This is a genomic window from Rhizobium sp. Root708 (genome assembly GCF_001429725.1).
GTDB lineage: Bacteria > Pseudomonadota > Alphaproteobacteria > Rhizobiales > Rhizobiaceae > Rhizobium.
The window spans coordinates 721,671-735,808 of the sequence record NZ_LMHV01000043.1; the positions used below are offsets into that span (position 1 = coordinate 721,671).

The window sequence follows — 14,138 nt, forward strand, 5'->3', positions numbered from 1 at the left end:
CTCAGCCTCCGGTCATCGGCGGGAAAATGCCGATCTCCCTGGCATTGCCGATCGGCTCGTCGTGTTCGACGTGCTCCTGATCGATCGCGACGCGGATCACGTCGGGAAACTGAAGTGCGGTCTCATATTCTTCGCCCATCGTCTTCAAATGATTCAGAAGATCGGCAACGGTGACGACCGAAGAGGGAAGGGACATCTCTTCCTCGGGCTTGCCGATCCGTTCGCGCACCCAGGCGAAATAGACGAGCTTTGTCATTCTTCTTCATCCACGATGTGTTTCAGCCCAGCCCGGAAATAGTCGTAGCCGGTGTAGATCGTCAGCAGCGCCGCGATCCAGAGAAGGCCGATGCCCGTTTGCGTCGTATAAGGGAAGACCTCATCGCCCGCAGGGCCGGCGAGCAGGAACGCGATCGAAACCAGCTGCACCGTGGTCTTCCACTTGGCAATCCGCGTCACCGGCACGCTGACCTTCAGGGCGGCCAGATATTCGCGCAGACCGGAAACCAGGATCTCGCGGCAAAGAATGGTGATCGCAGCCCAGATCGACCAGCCCGCAATCGTCTGATCGGCGGCGACCAGGAGAAGGATGGAGGCGACCAGCAGCTTGTCGGCGATCGGATCGAGCATCCGCCCGATATTCGACGTCTGGTTCCAGATGCGGGCGAGATAACCGTCGAGAAAGTCGGTGAGCGATGCGATCACGAAGATCCACAAGGCGACCCATCGCGCGGTGTTGCTGATCGCCAACTTCCCCTCGAGGAAGAAGCAGAGAACGATGAGCGGAACAGCAAGAATGCGGCCGTAGGTCAGCAGGTTCGGAATATTATATGCGCGCGATGCCATGAAACATGTCTCTGAAGTGATGTGCCCGTAGATGACGGCTTTGACCGTAAAGCGTCAACATTCTTTCTGTTTTTTCGCTGCCTTTGCGTGGAATTTGCGACCGACGCCACCTATTTCGCGGCGTCGTCGTGAAAATGATTGTAAACCTGCTTTGCAACGGTCTCGGAAATGCCCTCGACGGCCATCAGGTCGGAAAGAGCGGCGCGGGAAACCGCCTTGGCGGTTCCGAAATGCTGGAGCAGGGCGCGCTTGCGCGACGGCCCGATCCCGCCGATCTCGTCGAGCGGATTCTTCACCATTTCCTTCTTGCGCCGCGCCCGGTGCGAGCCGATGGCGAAGCGGTGCGCCTCGTCGCGCATGCGCTGGGTGAAATAGAGCACCGGGTCGCGCGGCGGCAGGGTGAAATTTTCGCCGCCGGGCAGGAAGAAGCGCTCTCGCCCCGCTTCGCGGTCGGCGCCCTTGGCAACGCCGATAGCGATGACGCTGTCGGTGATTCCCAACTCCTCGAGAATGGCGCGCACGGCTGTCATTTGCCCCTGGCCGCCATCGATCAGGATGACGTCGGGCCACGCCGGGAAGGGCAGGTCGGCCGCATCAACAGGCGATGCCGGTTGGCTGCGATCGGGAATGCCTTCTTCCTTCAGCAGGCGCGAGAAGCGTCGTGTCATCACCTCGCGCATCATGCCGAAGTCGTCGCCCGGTGTGATGTCGGTCGATTTGATGTTGAACTTCCGGTACTGGCTCTTCACGAAGCCTTCCGGCCCGGCGACGACCATGCCGCCGACCGCGTTGGTGCCCATGATGTGCGAGTTGTCGTAAATCTCGACACGCTGCGGCACGTAGGGAAGCTTGAATGTTTCCTTGAAGCCCTCGAGCAGCCGCGACTGCGATGCCGTCTCCGCGAGTTTGCGGCCATGTGCCTCGCGCGCATTGGCAATCACATGCTCGACCAGATCACGTTTTTCCCCGCGCTGTGGCACGAGAATGGAGACCTTGTGTCCGGCCTTCTCGCCGAGTGCTGCGGCAAGCAGTTCGAGTTCTTCGACTGTTTCCGACAGCAGGATCTGCTTCGGCACCGGCTTGTCGTCGTAGAACTGCGCGAGGAAGGCATTCAGCACCTCGGCACCCGAGAGCTGCGGGTCGGCCTTCGGGAAATAGGCGCGGTTACCCCAGTTCTGGCCGGTGCGGAAGAAGAACACCTGGATACAGGAAATGCCGCCTTCGTGGTGGATCGCGAACACATCGGCCTCCTCCACGCCGGCGGGATTGATGCCCTGGTGACTGGAAACGTGCGAGAGCGAGGCAAGACGATCGCGATACACCGCGGCGCGCTCGAAATCGAGATCCTCGGCCGCGAGGTTCATCGCCTCGGCGATGTGTTCCTTGACCTTCTGGCTCTTGCCGGAGAGGAAGTCCTTCGCCTCCTGGACAAGCTCTGCATAGCCCTCGTCGCTGATCTCGTGCGTGCAGGGCCCGGAACAGCGTTTGATCTGGTAGAGCAGACAGGGACGGGTGCGCGTCTCGAAGACGCTGTCGGTACAGGTGCGGATGAGGAAGGCGCGCTGTAGTGAATTGATCGTCCGGCCGACGGCGCCGGCCGAGGCAAACGGGCCGAAATAATCACCTTTGCGGGCGCGGGCGCCGCGATGCTTGAGAATCGCCGGTGCGCGGTGGTCGCCTGATATCAGGATATAGGGAAACGACTTGTCGTCGCGCAGCAGCACATTAAAGCGCGGACGCAAGCGCTTGATGAGATTCGCTTCCAGAAGCAGCGCTTCGGTTTCCGTGCGGGTCGTCACGAACTCCATGTTCGCCGTCAGCCGCACCATCTGCGCGATACGGTTGGAGTGCACGCGGCCAAGCGCATAGTTGCTGACGCGCTTCTTCAGACTACGTGCCTTGCCGACGTAGAGCACGTCGCCGGCCTCGTTGAACATGCGGTAGACGCCGGGGCTGTTCGGCAGTCGCTTGACGAACTCCGCAATCAAGTCTGCGCCCACAAGGCCGGTTTCGTTCTTCCCGCCTTCGTTCCAATCGATGGCAGCCGCCGGCTTCGCCGTGGAGGCGTCGCTCTCCACTTCGATATCGTCGTCTGCATCGGTTTCGTCATAAAGAACGCCACCGTCCGGCAGCTTTCCTGAATTCATTCCGTAATCTCCGCCACGTCAGGCGTCTGCCAGGCAAGATGCTGGCCGCCGTCAAGGGCAATCATTTGGCCGGTGATCGAGGGCGTGTCGTAGAGGAAGCGAATCGTTTTGCCGAATTCCTCGAGTGTCGGCCCTCGCTTGAGGATAAGCGCTGAAACCTGCGCTTGGAAGTCTTCTTGCAACTGTCGCTCGCTCGGCATCGAGGGACCGGGCCCGATGGCGTTGACGCGGATGCGCGGCGCCAGCGCCTGCGCCATGGTCTGTGTCGCGGTCCACAAGGCGGACTTCGAGAGCGTATAGGAATAGAAGCTTGGACGCAGCGCCCAGACCCGTTGATCGATGATGTTCACGATCAGCCCGTCCGCCTGGTCCGGCAGTTGTGCTGCAAAACCGGCCGCGAGAATCGACGGAGCGCGCACATGAACCGCGAAATGCTCGTCCCATGCCGCGGCATCGATATGCCGGACCGAATCCTCATGGAAAACCGAGGCGTTGTTGACCAGCAGATCGATGGGTCCGATCGCTTCCGCGGCCCTTTTTATCAGGTCGCCCGTCTCATCAATTTTTTCGAGGGCGGCTTGCAGTGCGACCGCCCGGATTCCCTTTTGCCTCAATTCTGCCGCGAAATCTTCAGCCTCCATCAGCGAACGGTTTGCGTGGATCGCAACCGAAAAGCCATTCGCAGCAAGATCTTCGACTATCGCTCGACCTATTCTTTTGGCAGCGCCGGTGACGAGTGCGGTGCGAAGTCTTTTCCCGTTCAAAATCATGCCTCTTCATCACGCGAGTCTGTGCGCGGCATATATAGGCGCGTGGAACGACCTTATAAATAGGTGTCATGCTTGTATGGAGGAGGGGGATATTGTATGTATTAGTTAAGCAATAAATTCATTAAAATAAGTATTGATGATTTAACCATTCATTATGGTTAACAAATAGTCTGTTGCGGCAAAGCAACATCGAATTTCAGCCACCCGCACGCCACAATCAAATCACATTTTGGCTCTTCCAATTCCTCAATTGGCCATCAATTTCCCTTCCGAACCGCAAGGGACATTTGTAATAGCCCGCTGATGCTTCGCTGTAGGACAGTTGACGAAGGCGGTGGGTCTGAAAGGAGACGAGTATGCGTACGTTTATTGCCAGCCTGTTGGTTTCGACTGTTGCCCTTGGTGGGCTTTCCGCAGCTTATGCAGCTGACGCTGTTGACCAGATCCCGGAAGCTCCGGTCGCTCAGAACGAGCCGGCTCCGGCAGCAACATGGCAGGGCTTCTACCTCGGCGGCGCCGGCACCTACAACATCGGCCGCTTCGGCGACAACTACAATGCTCGTGCGATCGGCGCGCAGATTTACAGCGGTTACAACTGGCAGCAGGGCCAGATCGTTTACGGCCTCGAAGGCGACATCGGCTACTCCGGCGCTGACGGCGGCGCACCTGGCGGCGTTGGCAAGAACGAAGTCAACGGCTCGGTGCGCGGTCGCATCGGTTACGACCTGAACCCGTTCCTCGTATACGGCACCGGCGGTCTTGCTCTGACGAAGAACAAGTTCAGCAACGCTGCCGGATCGGACAGCGACACGGCTGTCGGCTACACGGTCGGTGCTGGTGCTGAAGCGTTCGTCACGAACAACATCACGGCCCGCGTCGAGTATCGCTACACCAACTACCAGCACAACGACTTCGAAATCGGTGGCGCTACCATTGCTCGCGGCTACGACGAGCACAGCGTCAAGGTCGGTATCGGCATGAAGTTCTAAGCCGAACATCGGTAACTGAAAAAGCCGGGCTCCAGCCCGGCTTTTTTGTTTTCTTCGCCTGATCTTACTTCGGGAAGTCGGTCGAGATGGCGAGTTCGCGCCATTCGGCCAGTTCCTTCGCCACCTGCTCGTTCTTCGCCTCGATCAAGGCGACCGTATCGCTGCCGAAGGGCATGCGAAGCGGCGGATTGGTCGAATGCGCCAGGGTAATCATCGCTTTTGCAAAGCGGGCAGGGTCGCCGGGCTGCTGGTGATTATGACCGGCGGCAAACTCGCGCATCGCGCCGACAGGTGTCTCCTGATAGTCGGCGATTGAGCTCGGGCTGATCGCGAGCGAGCTCTCGTCCAGAAAATCCGTCCGGAAGAAGCCGGGCTCGACGACGGTGACCTTGATGCCGAGCGGAGCCACTTCGGCGGCAAGCGCTTCGGAGATGCCTTCGACCGCGAACTTCGTCGAGCAATAGATGCCCCAGCCGGCATGTGACTGATAGCCGCCGATCGATGAGACGTTGAGCACGTGTCCGCTGCGCTGGCGACGCATATGCGGCAGCACGGCCCGGGTCACCTTCAGCAGACCAAAGACGTTCGTGGCATAGAGCTGCTCGATTTCGTCCGTTGTCGCTTCTTCGACGGCGCCGAGCAGGCCGAAGCCGGCATTGTTGAGCAGGACGTCGATCCTGCCGAACCGCTTGACGGCGGCTTCAGCTGCCTTGTGTGCGGAGGCTTCGTCGGTCACGTCAAGCGATACGGCAAGCAGGTTGGGATGCTTGCCGAACTTCGCTTCGAGGCCGCTCGGCTTGCGCGCCGTCGCGACGACGGCGTCGCCGGCATTGAGAGCTTCCTGGGTGATGAGGGCGCCGAAACCACGCGAAGCCCCTGTGATGAACCAAACACGCATGACGATCTCCTTTGTCCGTTGCGCTGCGATTTGCTTACGGAGTGAAGGTAGCGTATCGCCATAGGTGAGAGAATTTACGTTGTGTTTCATGGGTTGCTGAGAAAAATTCATCAATGAAACGTGTGCGCTCCACCGATCTGGCGATCTTCCTGGCAATCGCCAACCACCGAAGCTTCCGCAAGGCATCGGTCGAATTGGGCGTGACCGCCTCCGCGCTAAGCCATGCGCTGCGGGCGATCGAGGAGCGGCTTGAGGTGCGCCTCGTCAACCGGACGACGCGTGGCGTGGCGCTGACCGAGGCTGGCGAGCGCCTGTTCGACCGCATCCGCCCCGCATTTCTCGATATCGATGCCGCCCTTGATGATCTGAACAGTTTCCGCGGCCAGCCTCACGGCAAGCTTCGCATCAACGCGGCGCGTGCCACCACCAAGCTCGTGCTCCTGCCGATCGTCGCGCGCTTTCTGAAAGCCTATCCCTCCGTCGAGGTCGAGATCGTCGTCGATGATGCACTGGTCGATATGGTGTCATCGGGTTTCGACGCCGGCGTTCGGTTTGGCGAGAGCATCGCGGCCGATATGATCGCGGTGCCGATCGGTCCGCGCCATCGCTTTGCCGTGGTCGCTTCGCCCGAATATTTCGAGGGCAGGGAGAGACCGCTTACGCCGCACGATCTGCGCGACCACCAATGCATGCGCTACCGGTTTGCCGGCGGCGCCTTCTATCGGTGGGAGTTCGAGCGTGGCGGTATCGAGCTTGAGATCGAGGTCGGCGGTCCCCTGACCCTGGGCGATCAGGACATCATTCTCGATGCCGTGATGCACGGCTGCGGCTTGGGATATCTTTTCGAGGACCAGGTGAAGGCGGCGATTTCGGAGGGAAGGCTGATCCGGGTGCTGGAAGACTGGTGTCCTTACTATCCGGGGTTCTTCCTCTATTATCCGAGCCGTCGGCAACTGCCGACAGCGCTACGGGCCTTCATCGATTTCGTCAGAGCCGAGAGGATGCAGCCTCAGACCTGAGGCTTCAGCTCGCTGTAAGCCGGGAACTTCTTCTGGAAGTCGCGGCTCCAGCCGATGAGTTCGACATGGTCGGCTTCCCACTGTCCCTTGAAGCGCAGATCGAGGTAACCCAGCATCGCGGCGAGGGCAAAATGCCCGCCATGCAGCCGCTTGCCGATCTTCGGCAAATGAACGCTCAGATGGTTCAAGCCGCTGACGGCTTTCTTCCACTGCCGGTCGATCCACGGCTGGTGGACCATTTCCTCATCGCGGAAGCGCCGTTCGTAGACGATTGCCAGCAGGCAATCGCAAATGCCGTCGCATAGCGCCTCGAGAATTTCGGCTTCGGTGCGCTTGCCATTCTTGGCAGGATAAAGCCGCTTGCCCTTGAGACGGTTGAAATAGTGCATGATGGCGACGCTGTCGAAGATCGACAGGCCGTCATCGGTCAGCAATGTCGGGATTTTACCGAGCGGATTGTTATCGACCAGAACGGCCGGGCCGGCGTTCGTATCGACGCGGATCTCGATCGCATCGAGTTCCAGATAGCGCGCGGCCATGCGTATCTTGCTGGAATAGGGAGACGTCGGCGCGCAAAGGATCTTCATGGTGGCTCTTTCGGAATGGTCGTGTTGCGGCGCGACTATTTCGTGCCGGCAAGAGTCGGTCAATCGTCCTTCGTCACCTTGGTCTCGCCGCGCAACCAAAACGCGCGATGCGAGGCGTAGCGATCGTGCGCCAGATGATCCTTGAGTGCTGGCAGCAAGGCGTGCAATTCGTCCTTCAGCGTGAAGGGCGGGTTGACGATAACAAGGCCGGAGCCGGTCAAACCGGTTATCCCCCGGTCGCTGCGCACGCTGAGTTCCGCGCAGAGCATCTTCGGAATGTCGAGGTCCTGGAGCGCCTCATGGAATTCCTTGATCGGCGCGCCCTTTTTTATTGGATACCACAGGCAATAGGTACCGCCGGGGAAGCGGCGGTAGGCTTTCGCCAAACCGTCGACCAGGCGCTCATATTCGCCATCCTCTTCGAACGGCGGATCGACGAGGACGATGCCGCGCTTCTCCTTCGGCGGCAGATGCGCGCCGAGCGACAGCCAGCCGTCAAGCTCGGTAATCCGCGCATGATGATCGCCCTCGAACAGCCGATGCAGCCGCACGAAATCTTCCGGATGCAATTCCATCGCGGAAAGCCTGTCCTGCGGCCGAAACAGCATGCGTGCGAGCTTCGGAGACCCCGGATAATAGCGGATGCCGCCCTCCGGGTTCAGTTCGCGAACAGCGGAAAGATAGGGTTCCAACAATTCAGCGACCTGCGGAGACAACTCGGCGTCCAGAAGCTTGCCGATGCCCTCGCTCCATTCGCCGGTCTTCTGCGCTTCCTCGGAGGAGAGGTCATAGAGCCCGATGCCGGCATGCGTGTCGAGCACGCGAAAGCCCGCATCCTTCTTTTGCATGTAGCGGATCAACCGTGCGAGAACGGCGTGCTTGAGCACATCGGCAAAATTGCCCGCGTGGTAGATATGGCGGTAGTTCATTTTCGCTGATGCCCGTGATGAATTCGGCTGATCGACGTCATTTGTGACTTTTGGCTGGTTTCTGGTTCGAATATAGAAAAGCCATGAACATTGCGACCCCCATTCACGCCAAATCCGCCAAGTCGAATGTCAGGCTCGGTCATACCGCCTGTCCGCACGACTGTCCCTCCACCTGCGCGCTGGAGGTGGAGATCGGCGACGACGGTCGCATCGGCCGTGTGCGCGGTGCCAACGATCACAGCTACACCTCGGGCGTCATCTGCGCGAAGGTCGCGCGCTATGCCGAGCGGCTCTATCATCCGGACCGGCTGATGCACCCGCTGCGTCGAACCGGCACCAAGGGGGAAGGGCAGTGGCAGCAGATTTCCTGGGACGCCGCGCTGGATGAAATCGCCGAAGCCTTCGTCAAGGCGGAAGCGAAGGACGGCAGCGAAGCGATCTGGCCCTATTTCTACGCCGGCACCATGGGCTGGGTTCAGCGCGACTCGATCGAGCGCCTGCGCCACGCCAAGCGCTATTCCGGCTTCTTCTCCTCGATCTGCACCAATCCGGCCTGGACCGGCTTCACCATGGCGACCGGCACGCTGCGCGGGCCCGACCCGCACGAGATGGGCCGCACCGATTGCGTCGTGATCTGGGGCACGAACGCGGTCTCCACGCAGGTCAACGTGATGACCCACGCGATCAAGTCCCGCAAGGAGCGTGGCGCCAAGATCGTGGTGGTCGACATCTACGACAATCCGACGATGAAGCACGCCGACATGGCCCTGATCGTCAAGCCGGGCACCGACGCGGCGCTCGCCTGCGCCGTCATGCATATCGCCTTCCGCGACGGCTATGCCGATCGTGAATACATGGCAAAATATGCCGACGATCCTGCCGGACTCGAAGCGCATCTGAAGACGAAGACGCCTGAGTGGGCGGCTGCCATCACCGGCCTTTCAGTCGATGAGATCGAAGCCTTCGCACGCCTCGTCGGCACGACGAAGAAGAGCTATTTCCGCCTCGGCTACGGCTTCACCCGCCAGCGCAACGGCGCGGTCGCCATGCATGCCGCGGCCTCCATCGCGACGGTGCTCGGCTCCTGGCAGTACGAAGGCGGCGGTGCCTTCCACTCGAACAGCGATATCTTCCGCATGAACAATGCGGAACTGACGGGAAAGTCGATGAAGGATGCGGATATCCGCATGATCGACCAGTCGCAGATCGGCCGCGCGCTGACCGGCGATGCCGTGGCGCTCCGCCATCGCGGGCCAGTTACGGCCATGTTGATCCAGAACACCAACCCGGTGAACATCGCCCCCGAACAGAGGCTGGTGAAGCGCGGCTTTGCCCGCAGCGACCTGTTTGTGGCCGTGCACGAGCAGTTCATGACCGACACTGCCGCGATGGCCGATATCGTCATCCCGGCGACGATGTTCGTCGAGCATGATGACATCTATCGCGCCGGCGGCCAGAACCACATCCTGCTCGGCCCCAAACTGGTCGAACCGCCGGAGACGGTCCGGACGAACCTGTTCGTGATCGAGGAATTGGCGAAGCGGCTCGGTATCGCCGATCGTCCCGGCTTCGGCTTCACGGCCCGCGAAATGATCGATCGTGTGCTCCAGGATAGCAACCTGCCGGGCTACGATCATTTCCTCGAACACAAATGGCTCGACCGCCAGCCGGATTTCGAGGACGCGCATTTCCTCAAGGGCTTCGCGCATCCTGATGGTAAGTTCCATTTCCGCCCGGACTGGGTCGATGGCGCCGCACCGAACAAGCCGCCGGCTGCCGTCGGCGCTCTCGGCCCGCACGAGCAACTGCCGGCGTTTCCGGATCAGGTCGATGTCATCGAGCTTGCCGATGCCGAGCATCCGTTCCGCTTGGCAACATCGCCGGCCCGCAACTTCCTGAATTCGAGCTTCTCTGAAACGAAGACCTCGCGCCAGAAGGAAGGGCGGCCGGAGCTGATGGTGAACCCGGCCGACGCCTTTGCTGGCGGCATCGAACATGGCGACCTAGTTCGGATCGGCAACGACCGTGGCGACTTGCGGATTCATGTGCGTTTGACCGAAGAGGTCAAACGGGGTGTGTTGATCGCCGAGGGCCTCTGGCCGAACAAGGCGCATGTCGACGGCGAGGGGATCAACGTGCTCACCGGCGCCGATCCGGTCGCGCCCTATGGCGGCGCGGCGGTTCACGACAACAAGGTTTGGCTGCGCAAGGATGTCGCATGACGAAATTTGACAAGGCAAGAGCCGAGATCGTCGATGAAAAGACGCTCTCGAATGGCTGGACGCGCCTGAGCGGCTTCCAGATCGACTATACGGATTCCGAAGGCGAGACGCATCGCCTGCAGCGTGAGGTCTACCACCGCACCCCGGCCGCGACGATCCTGCTCTACGATCCGAAGCGCGACACCGTCGTCCTCGTACGGCAGTTCCGGCTACCGGTCTTCCTCCACGGCGAGCCGGCGTGGATCATCGAGGCACCGGCTGGGCTGCTCGATGGCGATGCCCCGGAAGCTGCCATCCGCCGCGAAGCTGAGGAAGAAACCGGTTTCCGCGTCCGCGATGTACGCTTCCTCTTCAAGGCCTACAGTTCACCGGGCTCGAGCATGGAACTGCTGCACTTCTTTGCCGCCTCGATCGACACGACCGATCGCGTCTCCGATGGCGGCGGCCTTGCTCACGAGCACGAGGACATCGAGGTTCTGGAGGTGCCGCTGGACAAGGCGGTGGCGATGATCGAGGACGGCGAGATCATTGACCTGAAGACGATCACGCTCCTGCAATGGGCGGCAATGAACCGCGATGCGCTGCGCTAGCGGTAGATCACATTGCGCGGCTCATCTTCACACCGATGTCATGAATCAGCGCTAAGCGCTCCGCCTTGTCATAAATACTTGCCTGGAGATAAACCGATGTGGCTCAGCAATTTTACTCTCGTCCTTCCAGATGAGATCGTGAGCCACGGCTCGGTCCGTGTCGAGGACGGCGTCATCGCTGAAATCAGGCCCGAGCCGGTTGCCAACGCTGCGATCGATGGCGCCGGGCGCCTGCTGATGCCGGGCTTTGTCGACCTTCACGGCGATATGGTCGAACGCGAGATCGCGCCGCGTCCGAATGCACCGATGCCGATCGATTTCAGCATCCACGAACTGGACAAGAAGCTTGCAGCCGCAGGCGTCACCACCGCGTTCGCGGCGGTCTCCTTCGCAACGGAAAGCGTCTACGGCCACGTCCGCTCGCTCGAAACGACCTCGGCGGTGATCGAAAGCATCAGCCGGCTGAAGAATAATCTGCTGATCGATCACCGCGTTCACGCCCGCTATGAAATCACCAATCTCGGCGCCGCACCGACGCTGGAAAAGCTGCTCGATGCTGGCCATGTCGACATGGTCTCGCTGACGGATCACACGCCGGGGCAGGGGCAATACAACAACATCGAGAGCTACATCCTGAGCATCGCCGAACGCCGCGCCATTTCCGAGGAGATGGCCGCCGAGATGGTCGCCAAGCGTATCGAGATGCGCAACAATCCCGACATCGAGATCAAGCTGAAGCAGGTCGTGGACCTTGCTCTGAGGCACAAGTTGTCGCTCGCCTCACACGATGACGACAGCGCCGAGAAGGTCGCGCAGATGCACGATCTCGGCGTGACGATCAGCGAGTTTCCGGTGACACTCCCGGCAGCGGAAGAAGCGCGTCGTCGCGGTCTCTGGACGCTGATGGGCGCTCCGAACGCGCTGCGCGGCCAATCGATGTCCGGCAATCTCAGCGCATTGGATGCCGCCGCCGCCGGCCTTCTGACCGTCATTGCCGCCGATTATCATCCGGCGGCCTTCGTGCCCGGCATCTTCAAGATCGCCGACCGCACGAGCCTGCCTTACGCCGTCGCCATGGCGACCCGCAATGCGGCGCGTTCAGCCGGTCTCATGGATCGCGGTGAAATTGCCGTCGGTCAGCAGGCCGATCTGGTTGTCATCGAGGCCGGCGACGTGCACCGCATCCGCGCCACCTTCCGCAAGGGCCTGTTCGTCTATAGCGATGGCACGCTGCATCAGCCTCGGGCGCTTGCCGCCTGAGGCAAGGAGCATATCCCGAAATCGGAGCCGGTTTCGGGATGTGGGTATCACTGGAAAACAAGGAATGAGAGCAGGGCGGGAATCCCACGGATCGCGCCGTGTTTTAAGCGCCTTCGCCGATCAGCGAGATGACGCTGCTACGCTCCGCCGGCGCTGCTGCAGCGTCGGTGCTGACGGCCTTGCCGCCCTCCATTTTCACCTTGCCCTGGGCAAAGAGCCGCAGCGCCTGAGGGTAAAGCTGATGCTCGACGGTGAGCACACGTGCCGCGAGGCTGTCGGCACTGTCGCTGGAGAGGACTGGAACGGCCGCCTGGCCGATGACCGGTCCCTCGTCCATGCCTTCGGTGACGAAATGCACGGTGCAGCCGGCGATCCGCATTCCGGCGTCGATTGCGCGCTGATGCGTATGCAGGCCGGGAAACAGCGGTAGCAGGGAAGGATGGATGTTGATCATCCGGCCCTCGTAGCGCTGGATGAAGGTGCCGCTCAGCAGTCGCATGTAGCCTGCAAGGCAAAGAATGTCGGGCGAAAGCTGATCGAGTGCGGCAAAGATCGCCTCCTCATGCGCTTCCTTGCTCGCATAGTCCTTGCGCGCGAAGGCAAAGGTCGGGATGCCCTGAGCTGCCGCCTTGGCGAGCCCGCCGGCATCCGCCTTGTCGGAGATGACACCGACGATTTCCGCCGGAAAGTCGCCAGCCTTTGCGGCTGCGACCAGCGCCATCATGTTGGAACCGCCGCCGGAGATGAAGACGACGACGCGTTTGCGCGGCGACGTCATATGGCGAGCGTACCTTTGTAGAGCGTACCGGCTGCACCTTCGGCGCGCGCGATCATCCGACCGAGTGTCACGACCGTCTCACCTTCAGCTTCGAGAGCCGCGGTGACGGTTGCAACGTTCTCAGCCGAAACGACTGCAATCATACCGACGCCGCAGTTGAAAGTGCGCAGCATTTCGTTGGCCTCGACGCCGCCCGTCTTCGAAAGCCAGGAGAACACGGCCGGAACCTTGACGGCAGCCAGATCGATCTCGGCTGCCAGGTGCTTCGGAAGAACACGCGGAATGTTCTCAGGGAAGCCGCCACCGGTGATATGCGCCAGTGCCTTGATGGCCTTGGTTTCGCGTATCGCCTTCAGCAGCGGCTTTACATAGATGCGGGTCGGCGTCAGCAACGCTTCGCCGAGGCTCTTGCCTTCCGCGAACGGTGCCGGCGCATCCCAGGCAAGGCCCGAAATGCCGACGATCTTGCGCACGAGCGAGAAGCCGTTGGAATGAACGCCCGAGGAGGCGAGGCCGAGGATCACGTCGCCTTCGGCGATGTCGCCCGACGGCAGCAACTGGCCGCGCTCTGCTGCACCCACGGCAAAGCCTGCCAAGTCGTAGTCGCCGGAGGAGTACATCCCCGGCATCTCGGCGGTTTCGCCGCCGATCAGCGCGCAGCCCGCGTCGCGGCAGCCGGCAGCGATACCCTCGACGATCGCCGCACCCTGGTCGGGGTCGAGCTTGCCGGTGGCGAAGTAATCGAGGAAGAACAGCGGCTCGGCACCCTGGACGACCAGATCGTTGACGCACATCGCAACGAGGTCGATGCCGACAGTGTCGTGATAGTCGGCGTCGATGGCGATCTTCAGCTTGGTTCCGACGCCGTCATTGGCGGCAACGAGCACCGGATCGATAAAGCCTGCGGCCTTGAGGTCGAACAGGCCGCCGAAGCCGCCGATCTCGCCGTCCGCGCCGGGGCGGCGCGTCGAGCGCACGGCGGGCTTGATCTTCTCCACCAGAAGGTTTCCGGCATCGATGTCGACGCCTGCGTCGCTATAGGTCAGGCCGTTTTTTCCAGACTGGCTCATGCTGCTCTCCGATGGCTGTGCGGGGCGGGAAATGTC

General features: G+C 61.1%; 14 protein-coding genes. 5 read left to right on the plus strand and 9 right to left on the minus strand.

Features of this window, described 5'->3' with window-relative positions; translation table 11 throughout:
* Position 1: 1 nt before the first annotated feature.
* From moaD to ASE04_RS27870, 4 genes are all read right to left on the minus strand, one after another.
* Positions 2–256 carry a molybdopterin converting factor subunit 1 gene (gene moaD, locus ASE04_RS27855; protein WP_056825555.1) on the minus strand — a complete coding sequence of 85 codons (255 nt, stop codon included), beginning with the start codon at positions 254–256 and terminating at the stop codon, positions 2–4.
* A complete protein-coding gene (gene pgsA, locus ASE04_RS27860) occupies positions 253–843 on the minus strand; it encodes a CDP-diacylglycerol--glycerol-3-phosphate 3-phosphatidyltransferase (RefSeq protein ID WP_056825557.1) in 591 nt (196 codons plus the stop codon). The genes moaD and pgsA overlap by 4 nt, the downstream gene beginning before the upstream one ends.
* A gap of 110 nt (positions 844–953) precedes the next feature.
* Positions 954–2,990 (minus strand): excinuclease ABC subunit UvrC, encoded by a 2,037-nt coding sequence (uvrC, locus tag ASE04_RS27865; RefSeq protein ID WP_056825559.1) that lies wholly within the window; start codon positions 2,988–2,990, stop codon positions 954–956.
* Positions 2,987–3,754 (minus strand): SDR family oxidoreductase, encoded by a 768-nt coding sequence (locus ASE04_RS27870; protein ID WP_056825863.1) that lies wholly within the window; start codon positions 3,752–3,754, stop codon positions 2,987–2,989. The genes uvrC and ASE04_RS27870 overlap by 4 nt, the downstream gene beginning before the upstream one ends.
* 362 nt (positions 3,755–4,116) lie before the next feature.
* On the opposite strand from ASE04_RS27870, the gene ASE04_RS27875 reads away from it, so the two are divergent.
* Positions 4,117–4,749, plus strand: coding sequence for an outer membrane protein (locus tag ASE04_RS27875; RefSeq protein ID WP_056825561.1), 633 nt, complete (start codon positions 4,117–4,119; stop codon positions 4,747–4,749).
* A 64-nt stretch (positions 4,750–4,813) separates the two neighbouring features.
* Here the strand turns inward: ASE04_RS27875 and ASE04_RS27880 are convergent, their stop codons facing one another.
* Positions 4,814–5,647 (minus strand): oxidoreductase, encoded by an 834-nt coding sequence (locus tag ASE04_RS27880; RefSeq protein ID WP_056825562.1) that lies wholly within the window; start codon positions 5,645–5,647, stop codon positions 4,814–4,816.
* A 113-nt stretch (positions 5,648–5,760) separates the two neighbouring features.
* Here ASE04_RS27880 and ASE04_RS27885 point away from each other — a divergent pair, with 113 nt between their 5' ends.
* Positions 5,761–6,666 carry a LysR family transcriptional regulator gene (locus ASE04_RS27885; protein WP_056825565.1) on the plus strand — a complete coding sequence of 302 codons (906 nt, stop codon included), beginning with the start codon at positions 5,761–5,763 and terminating at the stop codon, positions 6,664–6,666.
* Here the strand turns inward: ASE04_RS27885 and ASE04_RS27890 are convergent.
* Together ASE04_RS27890 and ASE04_RS27895 are read right to left on the minus strand one after the other, a co-directional pair.
* Entirely contained in the window at positions 6,657–7,253 is a 597-nt protein-coding gene (locus tag ASE04_RS27890) for a glutathione S-transferase family protein (RefSeq protein WP_056825567.1), read from the minus strand. The genes ASE04_RS27885 and ASE04_RS27890 overlap by 10 nt on opposite strands.
* Before the next feature lie 59 nt (positions 7,254–7,312).
* Positions 7,313–8,182 (minus strand): 23S rRNA (adenine(2030)-N(6))-methyltransferase RlmJ, encoded by an 870-nt coding sequence (locus ASE04_RS27895; RefSeq protein ID WP_056825569.1) that lies wholly within the window; start codon positions 8,180–8,182, stop codon positions 7,313–7,315.
* Positions 8,183–8,265: 83 nt separating this feature from the next.
* On the opposite strand from ASE04_RS27895, the gene ASE04_RS27900 reads away from it, so the two are divergent.
* From ASE04_RS27900 to ASE04_RS27910, 3 genes are all read left to right on the plus strand, one after another.
* Positions 8,266–10,404, plus strand: coding sequence for a molybdopterin oxidoreductase family protein (locus tag ASE04_RS27900; protein ID WP_056825570.1), 2,139 nt, complete (start codon positions 8,266–8,268; stop codon positions 10,402–10,404).
* Positions 10,401–10,994 (plus strand): NUDIX domain-containing protein, encoded by a 594-nt coding sequence (locus tag ASE04_RS27905; RefSeq protein WP_056825572.1) that lies wholly within the window; start codon positions 10,401–10,403, stop codon positions 10,992–10,994. Before ASE04_RS27900 ends, ASE04_RS27905 begins: the two co-directional genes overlap by 4 nt.
* 96 nt (positions 10,995–11,090) lie before the next feature.
* Positions 11,091–12,254 (plus strand): alpha-D-ribose 1-methylphosphonate 5-triphosphate diphosphatase, encoded by a 1,164-nt coding sequence (locus tag ASE04_RS27910; RefSeq protein ID WP_056825574.1) that lies wholly within the window; start codon positions 11,091–11,093, stop codon positions 12,252–12,254.
* Positions 12,255–12,357: 103 nt separating this feature from the next.
* On the opposite strand, the gene purN is transcribed toward ASE04_RS27910, so the two are convergent.
* Both purN and purM read right to left on the minus strand, forming a co-directional pair.
* On the minus strand, positions 12,358–13,032 hold the full coding sequence (gene purN / locus ASE04_RS27915) for a phosphoribosylglycinamide formyltransferase (RefSeq protein WP_056825578.1): 675 nt from the start codon (positions 13,030–13,032) through the stop codon (positions 12,358–12,360).
* Positions 13,029–14,102, minus strand: a complete 1,074-nt coding sequence (gene purM / locus ASE04_RS27920) for a phosphoribosylformylglycinamidine cyclo-ligase (RefSeq protein WP_056825580.1) — start codon at positions 14,100–14,102, stop codon at positions 13,029–13,031. Before purM ends, purN begins: the two co-directional genes overlap by 4 nt.
* Positions 14,103–14,138: the final 36 nt, after the last annotated feature.